The sequence below is a fragment of the Bradyrhizobium sp. KZN70725 genome (genome assembly GCF_055264925.1).
In genome coordinates this window covers 1-16,722 of record NZ_JBUYWT010000053.1, presented here as the reverse complement: position 1 = coordinate 16,722, position 16,722 = coordinate 1, and the positions used below count along the sequence as shown (strand labels likewise).

The following is a 16,722-nucleotide window of genomic DNA, read 5'->3' as shown; positions in this document are numbered from 1 at the left end:
GTCGCCACCGATCGGGGTATTCGATCCAGCTCTGCCTACGGCTCGGGCTCAAGGGCGTCCGTCAAGGCCTGCTTTATGTGTTCGGCCTGTTCCTTCGTCAGCTTCTCGGCGAAGTGGCCGTCTTTCTTCAACTGCGCTGGTCCCTTGAGCTCTCGATCATAAACCATCCAGTCGGTGCTTCCTCTCCGAACGACAAACCTTGACTGTAGGGGCGCTGCGTATCTCAACGATACCTCCCAATGAATCCAGCTGCTCGTCTCCAAAAGACACATCCGGCGACAGCTTGTTCCTGAACCGGGACACTGAAATTTCCTGCGCCACCTAAAGAGCAAGGCTCATGCCGGAATACACGCGCCTCCGACCGGTCCGGAGAACCGCAGGCAGGCTCGACGCAAGCGACGCCGAACGTGATGACTGCGACAGGGAGAGCAACGAGCCGTTGGCGTCCGAATGCGTCTGGTCCGAGCATTGGGATTGCAGTTCTGACCGTCCCGAAAAATTACGCCGCCGGGCCCGAAATGGTTTGTCCCCGCGACGCCCTGTTCTTCCAGCCTCTGGGCCCTGAAATCCCCAGCACCGAAAACCTACTAAAGATCGCAGCAAACAACTGTGGCTTGGTTCACACAAAAACTAAGAAGAGCCGGCGCCAGGGCCCGGGCCGGCTTCCAAACACCACGAGAGCGATGTCACTGCCGCACGGAAATTTCGCGAATGTTTGGCAGGCTGACTGCTTGCTCAAATGTATGAGCGGCCCGAGACATGGGCGACAGTCCGTACCGGACACATGGGTTACACTTTCCGCTTCCGTTCTGCGGGAGGTGTGATGCCGTGGAAAGCAAGTTCGGTGATGGAAGAGCGCCGTCGCTTTGTCGCCTGTCTTCTGGACGAGGAGGCCATGGCGGACGTCTGCCGGGAGTGATGCTGTGTTCCGCGTGTCCTACGATATTCCAGCAGGTGGCCCGTAGGCATCGTGATCAGCGATTACGCTGCAACTTCCGTCCTCTCGAAAAAACAGGCCATTGCCTGCGACTTCCTTCCACCAACCCCGGCCAATCCGCGATCGACGCATACTCACCACGCCAAAGCGCCACGCGCTCATATCACCTTGGAATGGCTGCTCGGAGAACAAATCTTGATATCCCGGCACAGGCCAGGTGTGATCCAGCACATCCCACTCCGTGAGATTGCCTTCAAGCCAAGCATCGAAATGATCCCTGATTTTCGTTCCTGGAGGATTCGGAAACAGAGCATTGATGTAGGCTGTTCCGTCCGCATCCAACCTCGTGGGAAGAGCCTCGACGACCCTCCGCAGAAGCTCAGTGCCTTCTATTCCACCGCTCCAAAAATTATCGCTCGCCTTGGCGGCCGTGTCCGGTGCGTAAGGAGGATTACATACCAGCAGATCACATGTCCCGTCGATCGAATCGAAGAGATCGCTTGCAACAAAATCGATGTTGCTCTTTTCGTTTAGCGCTGCATTGAAGTTGGAGAATGCGATGGCGCGTGGACTGACGTCTGCGCCCACTACTGTCGCAGAATGGTCGCTTGCCAGAATAGCGTGCACTCCGGAGCCTGTTCCGAGATCAATGGCGCGCCTGCGGGGAATCCTCTTCACAAAGCCGCCGAGCATAAAGCTCTCTCCCCACAACCACATGACTTGGTTGATTGCGGTATTCTTCTCTGCCTGATCGGTGATCAGGTATTTCCCATAGCATGGAAACAAACAGAAGTTCGACTGCAACACGTCGCCGTTTTTTTCAGCCAATCTCATTTCGAGCGCCGCATCGACAAAGAACGACGAAATCTGCTTCGCGATAACGTCTGCGCTCACCTGCTGGCCATCGATGAAGAGCGTAATGAGATTGTCGATCGGATCGCTCTTCCGAGGAGTCCAGGACATTCGCATTCTTTGCCAGAAATTGACGCCGAGGCGAGGAAGGACCTCAAGACGTTCGGCACAGCTTGCGAGGTCGTAACCGCAACTTCGGAGCTCCTTGACGAAACGGCTCATGCGTTCACGCCGTGCCGGGATTATCGGCAACGGAACTTCCCTGGAAATTGTCGGCAGGAGCGCTCTTGTCCCGTCCTCGCGCTCGATCGGCGGGGAGTCGGCCGGACCGCTCTTCAGCGTCTCCGCCTGCCGAAACCAGGCGAGCAGTTCTTGCTTTCGGTCGGCCAGTGTCGCGCGCAACTCTGCGTCAAGCGCGCCAGCGGGGGCGCTGCACTTCAGGCGGTCCCCTTCGACCCATACTCTGACGTTCCGGTCGCGGAGAACCGATAGAAGCGTGGCCGTTTCCATTTGAGATCGTCCTCGGGTGCTTCGCCTTGGAATGGGCGCCCGACCTTGGAGGAGCCGGGCAGATGCTATCCCAAGCTTCTTTCGGCACCTGGTCAATCATCCGCATGGCGAGAACACCCGACGCCGTCCGCTTGAAATGCATGCGGGTAGCGCCGGCCTAGCCCCAGGAAGGAAGTGCAAATTCCCGATGGATATTGGCGCGTGCGAAACGCCAAGGTCTCGTGGCCTTAGCCCACTAGATGAGGTACTCCGGATGTATGGGACCGCCCAGGCGAGCAGGTCTTTCCCAGGCTGGAGCATCCGCGCGAACGTTCCGCTCGCGTGGGCCGCCTGGATCGCCTCGAATGCTCTCGCGTGCTCCATCAAGCGTCGGGCGGCTTTGCCTGCACCGAAAGCGGATCAACATCGCCACCGTGCTGGCCGGCCAACACATCAAGGAGGTCGACGACGGCATTTGGCTCGTCAGCTTCATGCACTATGATTTGGGATACTTCGACCTGGAGCAGAAAACCCTGCAACCCCTCGACAACCCGTTCGGCACGAGGCTGTCATCCATGTCTTAGGTACGACCTGTTACCCATGTCTCCGGGCTGGACAGAATTTGTTTGGTGAGCGCGGAGGGACTCGAACCCTCGACCCCATGATTAAAAGTCACGTGCTCTACCGCCTGAGCTACGCGCTCACTCACCTGAACATTAGATCCGGACGCCAGCGGTGAACCGCTCCGGATCGTGCTCCAGCCCGCGCTGTGTAGGGGGCAGGGCCCATCGGGTCAATAGCCGACGGGCGGTCAATTGTGCACCGGCGCGCCGGATTTGCCGTTCCGGCGCCTGCGGTTAGGGCCGTTTCTTGAAGTAGGCCAAATCCGGCGCTAGTTGTCGCGGCGGATTTCCGAGCCGACCGGCTGCGACGGGGCGGCGACCGAGGGCAGGCTGACCGGGCGCAACCCGATCAGTTCCGCGGTGCGGATCGCGCTGTTGCGCCAGAATGCGAACTCGTTGATCCGCGAATTTTCCAGGATCGCGATGGAGACCGCCGCCAGGAATGGCAGGCTCTGCAGCACCAGGACGCCGGCGAAGATGTAGATCTCGCGCACCTGCTTGTAGCCGTTGGTGACGACAAGCACGACGGCGCCGATCAGCAGCAACACGCCGATCACGGCTTCCCAGAACGCCTGGAACTCGATCGACATCCGCGACAGGCCGCCCTTGGAGGTGCGGGCGAACGCAAGATGCTCGGTGATCAGGCCCTGCGCCACCGCGCGCGACACCGTCCACTGCACGCTCATCGCCGCGATCATGGCCCCTAACATCTGGCCTGCCTTGATGTTCACGCGCAGCCGGTAGAGCGCGACGAAATGCACCAGCGAGACGATGAAGGAGGCGATGATCGGCAGCGTCAGAATCTTGTCGGGGATCGCGATGTCGGCGAAGGCGACGATCGGCACCCAGATCAGGTTGAGGATCGCAACCACGACGCCGAGGCTTTCGGCGCCGAGCCAGTTGAGCCAGCCCAGCGAGAACTCGCGGCGCTGATCGGGCGTCAGCCGGCTGGCGCCGGGCAGGAAGCGCCGCCAGTGCTTCTTGACGATCTGGAAGCCGCCATAGGCCCAGCGATGGCGCTGCTTCTTGAAGGCCTCGTAGGTGTCGGGCAGCAGGCCTTCGCCGTAACGCACATTGGTGTAGTGCGTGAGCCAGCCCTGCTGCTGGATCGAGAGGCCGAGATCGGTGTCCTCGCAGATCGTGTCAGAGGACCAGCCGCCGGCCTTGTCCATCGCAGCGCGGCGGATCAGGCACATCGTGCCGTGCACGATGATGGCGTTGAACTCGTTGCGCTGGACCATGCCGATGTCGAAGAACCCGGCATATTCGCCGTTCATGATGTAGTGCATCAGCGAGCGATCGCCGTCGCGATGCTCCTGCGGCGCCTGCACGAGGCCGACGCGCGGATCGGCGAATGCCGGCACGAGATCCTTCAGCCAGTCCGGATGCACGACGTAGTCGGCATCGATGATGCCGATGATCTCGGCATCCGCCGCGGTGCGGTCCATCGCGATGCGCAGCGCACCGGCCTTGAAGCCCTGCACCTTCTCGGCATTGATGAACTTGAAGCGCTCGCCGAGCAGCCGGCAGTGATCCTGGATCGGCCGCCAGAAGTCGGGATCGGGCGTGTTGTTGATGATGCAGACGCACTCGAAGTTCGGATAGTCGAGCCGCGACACCGCATCAAGCGTCTGCTTCAGCATCTCGACCGGCTCGAAATAGGCCGGGATGTGGATCGAGACCTTCGGAAACTTGACGTTCTCGCCGATCGTGGCGGGCGCGAGCGGCGCGCTCTTGCCGATCAGCCGGCGCGGGCCGCGGCCGAACGCCACCGCCGCGATCTCCTCGATCCGCGCCATCGCGATCAGGACCAGCGGAACCAGCAGCACCAGGCCGAGGCTGAGCGCGAAGGCCGAGCCCCAGACGAAATAGTGCGTCGTCCAGTACGAGAACACGGTCGCGACCCAGGCGCCGACGCCGTTGGCGGCCGCCGACAAGAGCAGCGCCTGCATCACGGTCGGCTGGTCCAGCCGCAGGATCGGCAGCGACATGAACAGGCCGACCAGGACGGCGACCAGCGCGATCTTCCAGTAGTTCGGATCGGTGACCGGACCGGTCCAGGCGAACTTTGGCTCGCGGTCGGCATTGAGGATGCCCCAGTAGGGTCCGACGCCGCCTTCGAAGAACTTCCAGGGCTGATCGATCGCCTCGACGATGTTGTAGTCCATGCCGATGGCTTCGGCGCGGGTGACGAAGTTGCGCAGCACGGTGGCCTGCTGGAACGGGCCGGGCACGGCGCTGCGCAGATTGTAGCCCTGGCTCGGCCAGCCGAATTCGGCAATCAGGATGCGTTTGCCGGGGAAGGAGTCGCGCAACAAATTGTAGCGGTCGACCGCCTGGTCCACCGCCTGCTTGTCGGTGAAGTTTTCCCAGTAGGGCAGCACGTGCGCGGCGACGAAGTCAGACGAGTTGGCGAGCTGCGGATGGTCGCGCCAGATGTTCCAGATTTCACCGGTCGTGACGGGGACGTTGACCGACTTCTTGACCCGCTGGATCACCTTGATCAGCCGGTGCACGTTGTTTTCGGCGACTGCCCACTTGATCGCTTCAGCGCGCTTGCTCAAGCCGCTGCTGCCGTTTTCATCCGGCTGCATTTCCGCGTCGTGAAGACGCTGCGCTTCCTCGCGAAGAATCCTCTCGGACTCCTCGGGCGGCACACCGATCTCCGGAACCGAGCCGAGGTTTTCCAGCGGCACCTGCTCGCCGCGGAACACGGTTTCGTTGCCGACTACAATGCCGATGACGTTGCTGTTGCGCTTGGCCAGGTTGATCGCGGCTTCGATCTCACGGTTGTTGCGGTTGGCGTCCTTGTCGATCCACGCGCCAACCGTGACCTTCATGCCGAACTCGGCGGCGACCGGCGGCACCAGCTCGTTGCCTTCCGTCGACGAATAGAGGCGGACCGCTTTGGTGAGCGTGGACAGTTTTCGCAGGTCGGTGCGCACCTTCTCGGTGTCGGCGGCAACGTCTGCGACGGTGTGGCCTGACTCGAACGGAGCGTAGGACAGGCTCGGCAGCGTGCCACGGAAATCGGGCGCCGACTGCTTCTCCTGGAAGAGACCCCACAGGGCGGCGTGGGCGGCGGTGACAAGCAACAGGACGGCGACGACGGCGCGCATCGCGGTTAAACCATACGGGGCCTGAGATTGAGGACTAAGCGAACCCGTCCCCTGGGTTCGACCAACACGACAGCGGAGGGAAAGATATCTCCGCCATCCGATTTAACAACTGGTGTGCCGCGATGGCGTTTTAAGGGCGCAAGCCGTTCCAGCCGCGAAAAAATCGCGGCCGGACCCCGGTCGCGGGATATGGCTATTTCGACGCCGGCGCAGGTGACGCCGACGGGGTCGGTGCAGGCGAGGGCGAGGCTGCCGGTGCCGGTGCGGCGGTGCCGGCCGTCGCCGGCGCCGGGGTGGGAGCAGCGGCGGCGGCCGCGGCCTGGGGCTGCGCGCCCGGATTGATCCAGCAGGCGTGGATGCGGCCGTCGAGGCTGCCGCGGACCTTGTCGTCGATCTGGGCGCCGAACCGGGTCAGGCAGCGGAACGCCGCCTGGACGTGGCCGCCGGGGCAGCCGAACCGGTCGTAGAGGTCGAGATGGCGGAACGCGGTATCGAGGTCGTCGTTCCACATCAGGCGGACGACGCGGCGGCCGAGCCAGACGCATTCCGGGTTGCCGGCCGGGCCGTTGATGGCCTGCTGGGCCTCGACGAACTCCTCGACCTTGCGCTGGTTGGCTTCCCGTGCGGCATTTGCGTTGGCGTCGGGCTGTCCAGGCTGCTGTTTCGCCTGATCCGGCGGATTCGGCGTGCCGCTCTGGGCGAACGCGCCGCCGGCCCCAATGAGGAGCGCAAGGCCCGTGACAAGGCCCGTTACGGCAAGATGGCGCAAAGTAGTGTTCTTCAACTCAAGCAGCCGTCGACGCATGTATTCCCCGATAATGTTCCTGCCCCCGCGGGATCATCCTAACGGCTCGCGTGATGCCGTCCAAATAGGTCTCCAGTGCGGCGGAGACTCTGGCGAAATCTGATGACTGGAATTTGGTATTTTGTCCAGCAAACTCACAACTTTATCGACCCAGCGCAAAACTGTCGCAGGACAACCATGGTATTGACCTAATCCCGCTCTTGGCAGATTGGCTGTGACCGGCTAATTCGACGGTCCCCCGGAGGATGGAACCGATTTCGCTTCGTACGCCGCTGGCGCATCTCCTGATCTCGCTCGCCGTGATTGCATCCGTGTGGTGGTGGCTCGCCACGCCGATTACGCTCGTGCGCGCGCCGATCGATCCCGCTGCAAAGCTGCAATGCGTGTCCTATACGCCGTTCCGCGGCGCGCAGACGCCGCTGGATCCCACCACGCAGATTCCAGTCGAGCAGATCGAGCAGGATCTGACCGATCTCGCCAAGGTCACCGACTGCGTGCGCACCTATTCGATCGAGAACGGCCTCGACCAGGTCCCCGGCGTTGCGGCCAAGGTCGGGCTGAAGGTGATGCAAGGCATCTGGCTCAGCAGCAACCGCTTCAAGAATTTGCAGCAGATCGCGATCGCGGTGCGGCTCGCCAAGGAGTATCCCGGCGTCGTCACCTCGCTGATCGTCGGCAACGAGGTGCTGCTGCGCGGCGAGATGACCGCCACCGATCTTGCCGGCAACATCCGCGCAGTGAAGGCGGCGGCGGGCAATCTTCCCGTCACCTATGCCGACGTCTGGGAATACTGGGTGAAGAACCGCGAGATTTATGACGCGGTCGATTTCGTCACCATTCACATCCTGCCGTATTGGGAGGACATCCCGGTCAAGGCGAAGTACGCCGCGGCGCATGTCGACGATATCCGCAAGCGGATGGCGGTGACATTCCCGGGCAAGGAGATCCTGATCGGCGAGACCGGCTGGCCGAGCCAGGGGCGGATGCGGGAGGGCGCATTGCCGTCGCGCACCAACCAGGCGCGGGTGGTGTCCGAGATCCTCGACCTCGCCAAGCGCGAGGGCTTTCGGGTCAACCTGATCGAGGCCTACGACCAGCCCTGGAAGCGCAAGCTCGAGGGCACCGTCGGCGGCAATTGGGGCCTGTTCGATTCGGTCAAGCGGCAGGTGAAATATCCGCCCGGCGTTGCTATCACGAACTATCCGGACTGGAAGCTGCAGATGGCGGGCGGCATGGCGCTGTCCGTCGCCACATTCCTCGCAGCCTGGCTGACGCTGCGCCGCCGGCCCTGGACGCCGCGGCCGTCGGCCTGGATCGCGGTCGCCATTTCGGCGACGACGGCGGGGGCGCTGCTCGGGATTGCCGGCGATAAGATGTATTACGAGAGCTACGGCGTCGGCGGCTGGCTGCATTGGGGCGTGCTGCTCGCAGCGGGCATTGCCGCGCCGCTGCTGACGGCGCACGCGCTGATCGCCGGGCGGTCGCTGCCGACCTTCCTGGAGCTGGTCGGGCCGCGCGACTATCGCGGCAAGGGCGTGATCGGCGCGGCGCTGGCGATTGTGCTGATCATCACCACGGTGATTGCTGCCGAAACCGCGCTCGGCTTTACCTTCGATCCGCGCTACCGCGATTTCCCGTATGCCTCGCTGACCATGGCGGTGGTGCCATTCGCGCTCCTGACCATGCTCAACCGTCCGAAGGAAGGCATCCGGCCGCTCGCGGAATCCGTATTCGCCGGCCTGCTGGTGATCGCCGCCGGCTACACGATCTACAACGAGGGCACGATCAACTGGCAGTCGGACTGGACCTGCGTGATGTACCTCTTGCTCGCCGCTACGCTGTGGCGGGCGCGGGCCGCGCAAAACCCAGGATGAACAGCCCGATCGCGAGCCCCGACAGCACGACATTGTAGAGCACGATCCCGAGCCCCGCAGCGATCAAGCCGACGGTGAGCAGCACGATCGACGGCCGCGTCAGGTTGAGCACCGCGATTACCAGCGCGGTGATCCCGAACACCGAGTTCTTGAACAGTACGGTCGACAGCGCGCGAGCCTTGCAGAGCATGGTCTGCGCGCCGGCGTCGCAGGCCAGCGCAACGGGAGAGAACTCGATTGCCAGATAGCGCACGTAGAGCGCGTAGCCGACGGTGACGAAGCCCACGACCATCAGGAACTGGACCTGATAGGGGGAGAGGCGGAACGGAGGTTTTGTCATCGCGGCACTATGGTCGGGATCGGGTTGCGGGACAAGTTCGGTCGGAGCATCGAAATCGGTTGAAAATCCGGCCACAATCCCTTGGCTCACATGATTATTGGCTGTTCCGCCGGAATATCGAGGAGATCGTGGTCGGCTCCGGCTTCTTGTCCTCGGCGACCGGCTGCTGCTGCTGCTGCTGCTGCTGCTGCGGCGCGACGGCGCGCTTCGGCACGGCCCGGCGATGCGACGGCGCCGGCTTGGCTCCGGCGGCCGGCTCGATGAGGGCCAGTCGCTGGCCGTCATAGATCGCCGTCTCGCAGGTCCGCTGCACCAGGTTGAGGCCCGCGCAGATCCTGGCTGCGGTGCCGGCGTCGTTCAGCGGTCCGGCCACCAGGCGCAACTGCATGCCGAGCCCGTTGCTGTTCTCCTTGATCACGATGATCGGCCGCAGCGCCGCCAGCGGCGCGTTGGCCTTCGACTTCAACAGGCCGCGCCACAGCGCGCGCAGTCCATTGACCGAATTGGCCGTGCCGAGATCGACGCCGAACTCGGTGCGGTGGATCTGTGCCTGCGGCGCATCGTCCTCGGCGTCCGGATCCGCTGTGATCACCAGCGGAGGGATCGGTGCGGCGGTGACATCGCTGGCGGTCGGCGGCCTGACCGTTTCGGTTGCCTTGTTCGCTGCGGGATCGAGCGATGCCAGGACCGGCTTGTCGGCAAGCGACTTGTCTGCGACCGGCGCCGGCGCAGCGGGTGCATCCTCGGCGCCGGCCGCGGCGGCGCTCATTGGACTTGCGATCGATGCGGCCGTGGCGGAATTCGGCGGCGAATTGTCGGGGGCTGGCGGCTTCTCCGCGGCGGCCTGCGGCTTGGCGGGCGCGGACGCCGGTTTCTTGTCGGCCGTTGCCGGCTTTTCGGCCGCCGCAACCGGCTTCTCGATCGGCCCAGTCGCCTTGCTGTCGCCGGCTGTGGGCAGCTTGTCGATCGCCGCCGGCTTGTCCAATGCGACCGTCGGCATCGTTGCGACGGCGGCAACGGTTGGCGCGGAGGCGGCGGGCGACGAACTGGCGGTTGCGGGCGAGGTACCGGGCGCTGCCAAGGGCGATGGTGCCGGCGGCTGCTTGGCGATCGCGCCGGTCACGGAGTCGAGACCCTGCTCCAGCGTGGTGACGCGCGAATACAGCCGGTCGCGGTCGCCGTTGAGCGTATCGATCGCAGACGCCAGCCGGCGCGTCTCGTTGTGGCTCTCCTTCGCCAGCGTCTGCAACTGCAGGGCCTGTCGCGCGAGGTCCGCTGCGGCAACCTGGTCGCGCCGCAGCGTCAACGCCGACTGGTTGGCCATCACCGCGACGGTGACGGCGCCGACCGCGGCAACGCCCCACGAGCCGAGCCGCCACAGCATGCGGCGATCCAGAGCATCCTCCTCGGCCAAAAAGCCGGTGGTGCTCTCGGTGTCGAATTCCGCCGCCAGATTGTCGCGATCTTTGGCCAAAGCCCGCTTGGCCCTCCTCGAGGCCCGCCGAATCACGAGGTAAAGATTAACAGGAAATGGACCGGGAACTTGAATCCGGAGCGCCACGGAGGCGAATCGGTTTCTTCTGCCGGGGAAAACAATTAAAGACGGCCTCGAAGACAGCTTTGCGCAGCGAACTGCGCGCGACATCGAGGATTGCGAATGACTGCGCGAACGAGCCTGACAGTGGTGCTTGCGGCCGGTGAGGGCACGCGGATGCGCTCGTCGCTGCCGAAGGTGCTGCACCCCGTGGCCGGGCAGCCGCTGCTGGCGCATGTGCTCAACGTCGCGGCCTCCGGCGAGGGGTCGCAGCTGGCGGTCGTGATCGGCCCGGACCACGAGGCGGTCGCCAACGAGGTGCGTCGGGTGCGGCCCGACGCACAGACCTTCGTGCAGCGCGAGCGGCTCGGCACCGCGCATGCGGTGCTGGCGGCGCGCGAGGCGATCGCCCGCAGCGCCGACGACCTCTTGATCGCATTCGGCGACACGCCGCTGATCTCGGCCGAGACCTTCGCCCGTATGCGCGCACCGCTGCGCGACGGCGCGGCCCTTGCGGTGCTCGGCTTCCATGCCGCCGACCCGACCGGCTACGGCCGCCTGGTGGTCGAGAACGGCAAGCTGGTCGCGATCCGCGAGCAGGCCGATGCAAGTGCCGAAGAGCGCAAGATCACGCTGTGCAATGCCGGCGTGATGGCGTTCGACGGCAGGAAGGCGCTCGCGATCATCGAGAAGATCGGCAATGCCAATGCCAAGGGCGAATATTATCTGACCGATGCCGTCGGCATTGTCAGGGAACTCGGACTGGAGGCCGTCGTGATCGAGACCAGCGAAGACGAAGTGCGCGGCATCAACACCAAGGCGCAGCTCGCCGAGGCCGAGGCCGTGATGCAGGCGCGGCTGCGCAACCAGGCGCTCGAGGCCGGCGTGACCCTGATCGCGCCGGAGACGGTCTATCTCGCCGCTGACACCAAATTCGGCAAGGACGTCACGATCGAGCCGTTCGTGGTGATCGGACCCGGCGTTTCGATCGACGACGGCGCCGTGATCCATTCCTTCTCGCACATCACGCAAGCTACGATCGGCAAGAAGGTGGAACTCGGACCCTACGCGCGGCTGCGGCCCGGCACCTCGCTCGGCGATGGCGTGAAGATCGGCAATTTCGTCGAGACGAAGGGTTCGAGGCTGGAGGCCGGCGTCAAGGTCAACCATCTCTCCTATGTCGGCGACGCCCATGTCGGTGCCAATTCCAACCTCGGCGCTGGCACCATCACCTGCAACTATGACGGCTTCCTCAAGCACAAGACGCTGATCGGCGAGGGCGCCTTCATCGGCACCAATACGTCGCTGGTCGCGCCGGTCACGATCGGCAAGGGCGCCTATATCGGTTCGGGCTCCGTGATCACCAAGGATGTTCCCGACGATGCGATGGCGCTCGAGCGCAGCGAGCAGTCCATCCGCGAAGGCGGCGCCGCGCGCTACCGCACGGCGAAGCTGAAGGAGAAGGCTGCGAAGGGGAAGTGATCTTCTCGCGACATATTTGCGAGCCTGTCTCGACCATAAAATGTCGTCCCGGCGAAAGCCGGGACCCATACTCCGCGGCGGAAGTTGGGGACAGGACTCGTCGTTCCAGCATCGTGAAGCAATGACCGTCGGTGGTTATGGGTCCCCTTTCGCCGGGACGACACTGAATGTGTTGCGCGATCTGTGAGTCACATATGCGCATCGGGTGACGGGGTTCGCAACGGGCTGATCGCAACGTCGATCGGTTGACCCGGTTCATGCCGCATTCTTCGCCTGGCGCGGCTCGCTGGTGTTCGGCTCTACCGGTCCGAGCAGGATGCGCCGCTGCATCTCGTCGAAGGCGAGGTTTGCGTTCTTCTCCCGTGTCATCAGCGACAGCAGGATCGCGACCGCAAAGGATAGCGGCATGCTGATGATCGCGGGATTGCGCAGCGACACGAACCACCATTGATGCTCGACCGCGGCGAGCGGCTTGCCGAGAATGTCGACCTGGATGGTCGGGGACAGATAGATCAGCACCAGCGAGCTCAGTGTGCCGACGAGGATGCTCGCCACAGCAGCAGGCGTCGTGAAGCGGCGCCAGGTGATGGCGAGCACGAGCGAAGGGAAGTTGGCGGCGCAGGCGATCGAGAACGCAAGTCCCGCCATGAACGCGACGTTCTGGCCTTCGAACGCGATGCCCAGGCCGATGGCGAGGATGGAAATCAGAACCGTCGCGACCCGCGCGACCTTGAGCTGCTCGGCTTCCGAAGCGGTGCCGCTCCTGATCACATTGGTCCAGACGTCGTGGCAGAGCGTGGCGACGCCCGACAGCGTCAGCCCCGCGACGACGGCAAGCATGGTCGCGAACGCGACCGCGCAGATGAAGCCGAAGAACGCGTTGCCGCCGACGGTGAGTGCGAGCAGGGGCGCTGCCATGTTGCCGCCGCCGCCGGCCTTGGCCACCGCCTCGGCGCCGACCAGCACCATGGCGCCGAAGCCGATGATGAAGACCATGAGATGAAAGACGCCGATCAGGCCGGTGGCATAGAGGATCGACAGCCGTGCGGCTTTGGAATCCTTCACCGTGTAGGCCCGCATCAGCACATGCGGCATCGCGGCGGTTCCGAACATCAGTCCGAGCCCGAGCGAGATGGCATCCCATTGACCCGAGACCACCTTCGATCCCGGCTGCAGCACCTTGGTGCCGTATTTCTCGGACGCCGCGGCGAACAGCTTCAGCGGGTTCATGTCGAAATGGGTCAACACGAGGAGGGCGAGCAGGATGCCGCCGCCCATCAGCAGCACAGCCTTGACCACCTGCACCCAGGTCGTCGCCAACATGCCGCCGAACAGCACATAGACCAGCATGACGCTGCCGACGACGACGACCGACCAGGTGTAGGGCAGGCCGAACAGCAGCTTGATCAGCGATCCCGTCGCGACCATCTGGGCGATCAGGTAGAACAGGATCACGGCAAGTGTACCGATGGCGCCGGCGAGGCGCACCGGGCGCTGGCGCAGGCGATAAGCCACGACGTCGGCGAAGGTGAAACGGCCGACATTGCGCAATGGTTCGACGATCAGGAACAGAATGATCGGCCAGCCGACCAGCCACCCGATCGAATAGATCATGCCGTCGAAGCCGTTCGAGGTGACGATGCCGGCAATCCCGAGCAGGGCCGCGGCGCTCAGGAAGTCTCCCGCGAGTGCCCAGCCGTTCTGCCACGGCGTGACCTGGCCGCCGGCGGCAAAGAAGTGCTCGGTGGTGCGCGTGCGCCGCGCAGCCCAATAGGTGATCGCCAGCGTCAACGCCATGAAGGCGAAGAAGAACCCGATCGAAAGCGTGCTGCTGCCCATTTGCCTGTCCCCTTAGCGAAGCTCGCGAACGCCTGCGTCGAACACCCGGTTCGCCCACAGCACGTAGACCAGGCAGAGCACGAAGGAAGAGATGATGACGAGCGGGCCGAGCACAATGCAAAGCGACAGGCCGGGCATCAGAATGGTGCCGAGCAGCGGCTTGTCGAACGCGAAAAGCCCCATGAAGCCGAAATAGATCACGATCATCGCAACGCTCAGAACGAGCGCGACTGTCAGCCGCTTCTTGGCCAGCTTCTCGGCCTGCTTCTTGGCCAATGCGCCGCCGTTCGGCGCCGGATCGGCATTGCCGGGAATAACCACGTTCATTTCGGCCCCTCAAAACTTCAGCGCGCTCTGCTTGCGCCAATCGGATGAGCTTCAGCCGGGGGCTGACGGAAGGGAATTATGGATTTTTGCAATCTGCTGTGCGCGGCTGCGGCACGACATCGGCCAGCGTGACCTGCATGTCGGGATCCTGCTTCAGGGTATTTTTCAGGAAGGCGCGGACGGCGCGGATGCGCGGGGCGAATTGCAGGTCGCTGTGGACGTTGAGCCAGACCTCGCGAACGGTGCCGGCGAGAGCGGGCAGCACCGGTATCAGGTCGGGCCGGTCCCTTGTGGCAAAGCTCGGCAGCATCACGATGCCGAGGCCGCCCGCCGCGGCGTTCATCTGCGCGATCATGCTGTTGGAGTGGAAGGCGATTTTCGGCTCTTCGATGACATCGGCGAGCCAGCGCACCGAGTCGACCTGGATCAGGTCCTCGATATAGGACACGAACCAATGATCCTGCAGGTCGCGCAGGCTTGCGGGCATCCCGTGGTGGTCGAGATAGTCCTGGCTCGCGAATAGCCCGAGCCGAAACTTGCCGATGCGCTCCGAGATCAGGCCCGGACCGGGCGGCCGGAAGAAGGACACGAACAGATCGGCCTCGCGCTTATGAACGTAGACCGTCTGGGCGGACGTGACGAGTTCGACGGTGAGCTGTGGCGCGGTGCGTCGCAGCTTGGCAAAGCGTTGCGCCAGATAAAGCGAGGCGATCCCCTCCATGGTGGCGAGCCGCACGGTCCCGACGAGCTCCTGGGTGTCGCTGGCGCTGGCCTCCTCGCGGATCGCGATCACCGCGCTCTCGACCCGCTCGGCATGGCGCAACAGTCGCTCGCCGACTTCGTTGAGCTTGAGCCCGGCGCGGTGGCGTTCGAACACCGCAACCCCGAGCGAAGCTTCCATCTGGGCGATGCGCCGGCTGACGGTGGAATGGTCGAGCCGCAGCCGCTTTGCCGTTTGGCTCAAATTCCCGGCGCGGGCGGCGCAGAGAAACACCCGCAGATCGTCCCAGTTGATCGTGTCGAACATCACCGGCCTCCAGGTTGCGGCCGTTGAAATTGCGGCCCTTGTCAGCAAAGCAATTCCCGTTCCAGCGCGTGGCGGTTCCGATCCTTCGCAACCGACCTTGCGACAATTCCCATGCACGCCGGCAAGCCAGGGATGATACCGCTTCGCTCCCCTAGTCCTAGCCGGGATTTTCGACATGCTTCCTCGTTTCAAGGCTGCTGCCGTCCACGCCGCGCCCGTCTTCCTCGACAGCTGGGCGACCACCGAAAAGGCGATCGCCATCATTCGCGAGGCGGCCGGGGCCGGCGCCGAGCTGATCGCGTTTCCCGAAACCTATATTCCCGCCTTTCCGGTCTGGGCTGCGCTGTGGCCTCCAATCGACAACCACGATCTGTTCGTGCGCATGGCGGAGCAATCCGTGCTGGCGGACGGACCGGAAGTGGCGCGGCTCTGCGCCGAGGCACGCGCCCTCGGCGTCACGGTCTCGATCGGCATCAGCGAGCGCTCGGCCGTCAGCGTCGGGGGGCTGTGGAACTCGAACCTGCTGATCGGCGAGACCGGAGAAATTCTCATCCATCACCGCAAGCTGGTTCCGACCTTCTATGAGAAGCTGGTGTGGTCGTCCGGGGATGGTGCGGGCCTTAAAGTCGCGGAGACGCGGCAGGGCCGGATCGGCGGGTTAATTTGCGGCGAGAATACCAATCCATTGGCCCGCTTCGCGCTGATGGCGCAGGGCGAGCAGGTGCACATTTCGAGCTGGCCGCCGATGTGGCCCACCCGGCGCCCGGCAGGCGGCGGCAATTTCGACAACGTGGCCGCCAACCGCATCCGGGCCAGCGCCCATTGCTTCGAAGCCAAGGTATTCGGGATCGTCACCGCCGGCTACATGGACCAGGCGTTGCGCGCCTTCCTCATTGAACGCGATCGAACGATCGCCGACGTGATCGACCAGACACCACGTGCGGCGAGCTTCTTCGTCGATCCGACCGGCAGCGTCTTCGGCGATGGATTGCAGGACGAGGAGGGGATCGCCTACGCGGAGATCGATCTCAATCGCTGCGTCGAGCCGAAACAGTTTCACGACGTGGTCGGTTACTACAACCGCTTCGACATCTTCGGCGTGACGGTCGACCGCAGCCGGTTGACCCCGGCTCGATTCCGCGATCCAGAGCAGCCGATAGCGGACGTGCAAGACGCGGCAATTCTGTCGGTCGATGCCGACGCTGCATCGAATGGGCAGGGCCGCGACCTCCGGAGCTGACGAAGCCTTGGTGCTGCCTCACACGATCCTTCGTCCGCGTGCGGGACCCGACGCGGACATCGCGGTCCGGCATTCTCGTCCTTCGGCAGCCGGTCCTGCAAGGTGCCGAACACCCGCTCGGAACGCCCGCGCGCCTGCGGCGAATAGGCTGCGATATGCTCGATCCCAAGATGCGACAAAGCCCGTCCCACCTGGGTTTGTTGCGTCTTCGAGATCTTCTCGCCAGCTTTTGGG

The 16,722-nt window shown here is 63.9% G+C and carries 12 protein-coding genes, 1 tRNA gene and 1 pseudogene; 4 read left to right on the top strand and 10 right to left on the bottom strand.

Annotated elements, in window-relative coordinates:
* Window positions 1-35: 35 nt before the first annotated feature.
* Together ACZBJS_RS33525 and ACZBJS_RS33520 are read right to left on the bottom strand one after the other, a co-directional pair.
* Window positions 36-167 carry a hypothetical protein gene (locus ACZBJS_RS33525; protein WP_256527598.1) on the bottom strand — a complete coding sequence of 44 codons (132 nt, stop codon included), beginning with the start codon at window positions 165-167 and terminating at the stop codon, window positions 36-38.
* 770 nt (window positions 168-937) lie between these two features.
* A complete protein-coding gene (locus tag ACZBJS_RS33520) occupies window positions 938-2,299 on the bottom strand; it encodes a TubC N-terminal docking domain-related protein (protein WP_316397758.1) in 1,362 nt (453 codons plus the stop codon).
* A 362-nt stretch (window positions 2,300-2,661) separates the two neighbouring features.
* Between ACZBJS_RS33520 and ACZBJS_RS33515 the strand changes: the two are divergent.
* Window positions 2,662-2,862, top strand: a pseudogene (locus ACZBJS_RS33515) (IS481 family transposase); the annotation flags it as partial.
* A gap of 43 nt (window positions 2,863-2,905) precedes the next feature.
* Here the strand turns inward: ACZBJS_RS33515 and ACZBJS_RS33510 are convergent.
* The 3 genes from ACZBJS_RS33510 to ACZBJS_RS33500 form a co-directional block, all read right to left on the bottom strand.
* Window positions 2,906-2,981: transfer RNA gene (locus ACZBJS_RS33510), tRNA-Lys, on the bottom strand.
* Window positions 2,982-3,170: 189 nt separating this feature from the next.
* Window positions 3,171-6,020: a glycosyltransferase gene (locus ACZBJS_RS33505; RefSeq protein ID WP_076828919.1), complete on the bottom strand. Its 2,850-nt coding sequence runs from the start codon at window positions 6,018-6,020 to the stop codon at window positions 3,171-3,173.
* 193 nt (window positions 6,021-6,213) lie between these two features.
* Window positions 6,214-6,825: a hypothetical protein gene (locus ACZBJS_RS33500; RefSeq protein WP_057018479.1), complete on the bottom strand. Its 612-nt coding sequence runs from the start codon at window positions 6,823-6,825 to the stop codon at window positions 6,214-6,216.
* Between the two features lie 245 nt (window positions 6,826-7,070).
* On the opposite strand from ACZBJS_RS33500, the gene ACZBJS_RS33495 reads away from it, so the two are divergent.
* Complete coding sequence (locus ACZBJS_RS33495; protein WP_316397760.1) at window positions 7,071-8,699, top strand: glycoside hydrolase family 17 protein; 1,629 nt, start codon at window positions 7,071-7,073, stop codon at window positions 8,697-8,699.
* Here ACZBJS_RS33495 and ACZBJS_RS33490 read toward each other — a convergent pair.
* A complete protein-coding gene (locus ACZBJS_RS33490; protein WP_016844836.1) occupies window positions 8,659-9,039 on the bottom strand; it encodes a hypothetical protein in 381 nt (126 codons plus the stop codon). The two genes, ACZBJS_RS33495 and ACZBJS_RS33490, sit on opposite strands and share 41 nt — an antisense overlap.
* Before the next feature lie 94 nt (window positions 9,040-9,133).
* Entirely contained in the window at window positions 9,134-10,513 is a 1,380-nt protein-coding gene (locus ACZBJS_RS33485; RefSeq protein ID WP_463439794.1) for a hypothetical protein, read from the bottom strand.
* A 183-nt stretch (window positions 10,514-10,696) separates the two neighbouring features.
* Here ACZBJS_RS33485 and glmU point away from each other — a divergent pair, with 183 nt between their 5' ends.
* Entirely contained in the window at window positions 10,697-12,055 is a 1,359-nt protein-coding gene (glmU, locus tag ACZBJS_RS33480) for a bifunctional UDP-N-acetylglucosamine diphosphorylase/glucosamine-1-phosphate N-acetyltransferase GlmU (RefSeq protein WP_463439793.1), read from the top strand.
* Window positions 12,056-12,310: 255 nt separating this feature from the next.
* Here glmU and ACZBJS_RS33475 read toward each other — a convergent pair whose 3' ends face one another.
* The 3 genes from ACZBJS_RS33475 to ACZBJS_RS33465 all read right to left on the bottom strand — a co-directional run bounded on the left by ACZBJS_RS33475 (window position 12,311) and on the right by ACZBJS_RS33465 (window position 15,248).
* The gene (locus ACZBJS_RS33475) at window positions 12,311-13,894 is read right to left on the bottom strand and encodes a solute symporter family protein (RefSeq protein WP_057018474.1); all 1,584 of its coding nucleotides are present in this window, start codon (window positions 13,892-13,894) and stop codon (window positions 12,311-12,313) included.
* Between the two features lie 12 nt (window positions 13,895-13,906).
* Window positions 13,907-14,221, bottom strand: coding sequence for a DUF485 domain-containing protein (locus ACZBJS_RS33470; RefSeq protein ID WP_141341333.1), 315 nt, complete (start codon window positions 14,219-14,221; stop codon window positions 13,907-13,909).
* Between the two features lie 76 nt (window positions 14,222-14,297).
* The gene (locus ACZBJS_RS33465; RefSeq protein WP_057018473.1) at window positions 14,298-15,248 is read right to left on the bottom strand and encodes a LysR family transcriptional regulator; all 951 of its coding nucleotides are present in this window, start codon (window positions 15,246-15,248) and stop codon (window positions 14,298-14,300) included.
* A 175-nt stretch (window positions 15,249-15,423) separates the two neighbouring features.
* Here ACZBJS_RS33465 and ACZBJS_RS33460 point away from each other — a divergent pair, with 175 nt between their 5' ends.
* Entirely contained in the window at window positions 15,424-16,488 is a 1,065-nt protein-coding gene (locus ACZBJS_RS33460) for a carbon-nitrogen hydrolase family protein (RefSeq protein WP_316397764.1), read from the top strand.
* Window positions 16,489-16,722 lie beyond the last annotated feature (234 nt).

Bases quoted from the DNA above. Each gene is read 5' to 3' on its own strand.
- glmU (WP_463439793.1), top strand. From the start codon at position 10,697: ATGACTGCGCGAACGAGCCTGACAGTGGTGCTTGCGGCCGGTGAGGGC.
- ACZBJS_RS33490 (WP_016844836.1), bottom strand. From the start codon at position 9,039: ATGACAAAACCTCCGTTCCGCCTCTCCCCCTATCAGGTCCAGTTCCTG.
- ACZBJS_RS33520 (WP_316397758.1), bottom strand. From the start codon at position 2,299: ATGGAAACGGCCACGCTTCTATCGGTTCTCCGCGACCGGAACGTCAGA.
- ACZBJS_RS33475 (WP_057018474.1), bottom strand. From the start codon at position 13,894: ATGGGCAGCAGCACGCTTTCGATCGGGTTCTTCTTCGCCTTCATGGCG.
- ACZBJS_RS33505 (WP_076828919.1), bottom strand. From the start codon at position 6,020: ATGCGCGCCGTCGTCGCCGTCCTGTTGCTTGTCACCGCCGCCCACGCC.
- ACZBJS_RS33465 (WP_057018473.1), bottom strand. From the start codon at position 15,248: ATGTTCGACACGATCAACTGGGACGATCTGCGGGTGTTTCTCTGCGCC.
- ACZBJS_RS33500 (WP_057018479.1), bottom strand. From the start codon at position 6,825: ATGCGTCGACGGCTGCTTGAGTTGAAGAACACTACTTTGCGCCATCTT.
- ACZBJS_RS33495 (WP_316397760.1), top strand. From the start codon at position 7,071: ATGGAACCGATTTCGCTTCGTACGCCGCTGGCGCATCTCCTGATCTCG.
- ACZBJS_RS33525 (WP_256527598.1), bottom strand. From the start codon at position 167: ATGGTTTATGATCGAGAGCTCAAGGGACCAGCGCAGTTGAAGAAAGAC.
- ACZBJS_RS33460 (WP_316397764.1), top strand. From the start codon at position 15,424: ATGCTTCCTCGTTTCAAGGCTGCTGCCGTCCACGCCGCGCCCGTCTTC.
- ACZBJS_RS33470 (WP_141341333.1), bottom strand. From the start codon at position 14,221: ATGAACGTGGTTATTCCCGGCAATGCCGATCCGGCGCCGAACGGCGGC.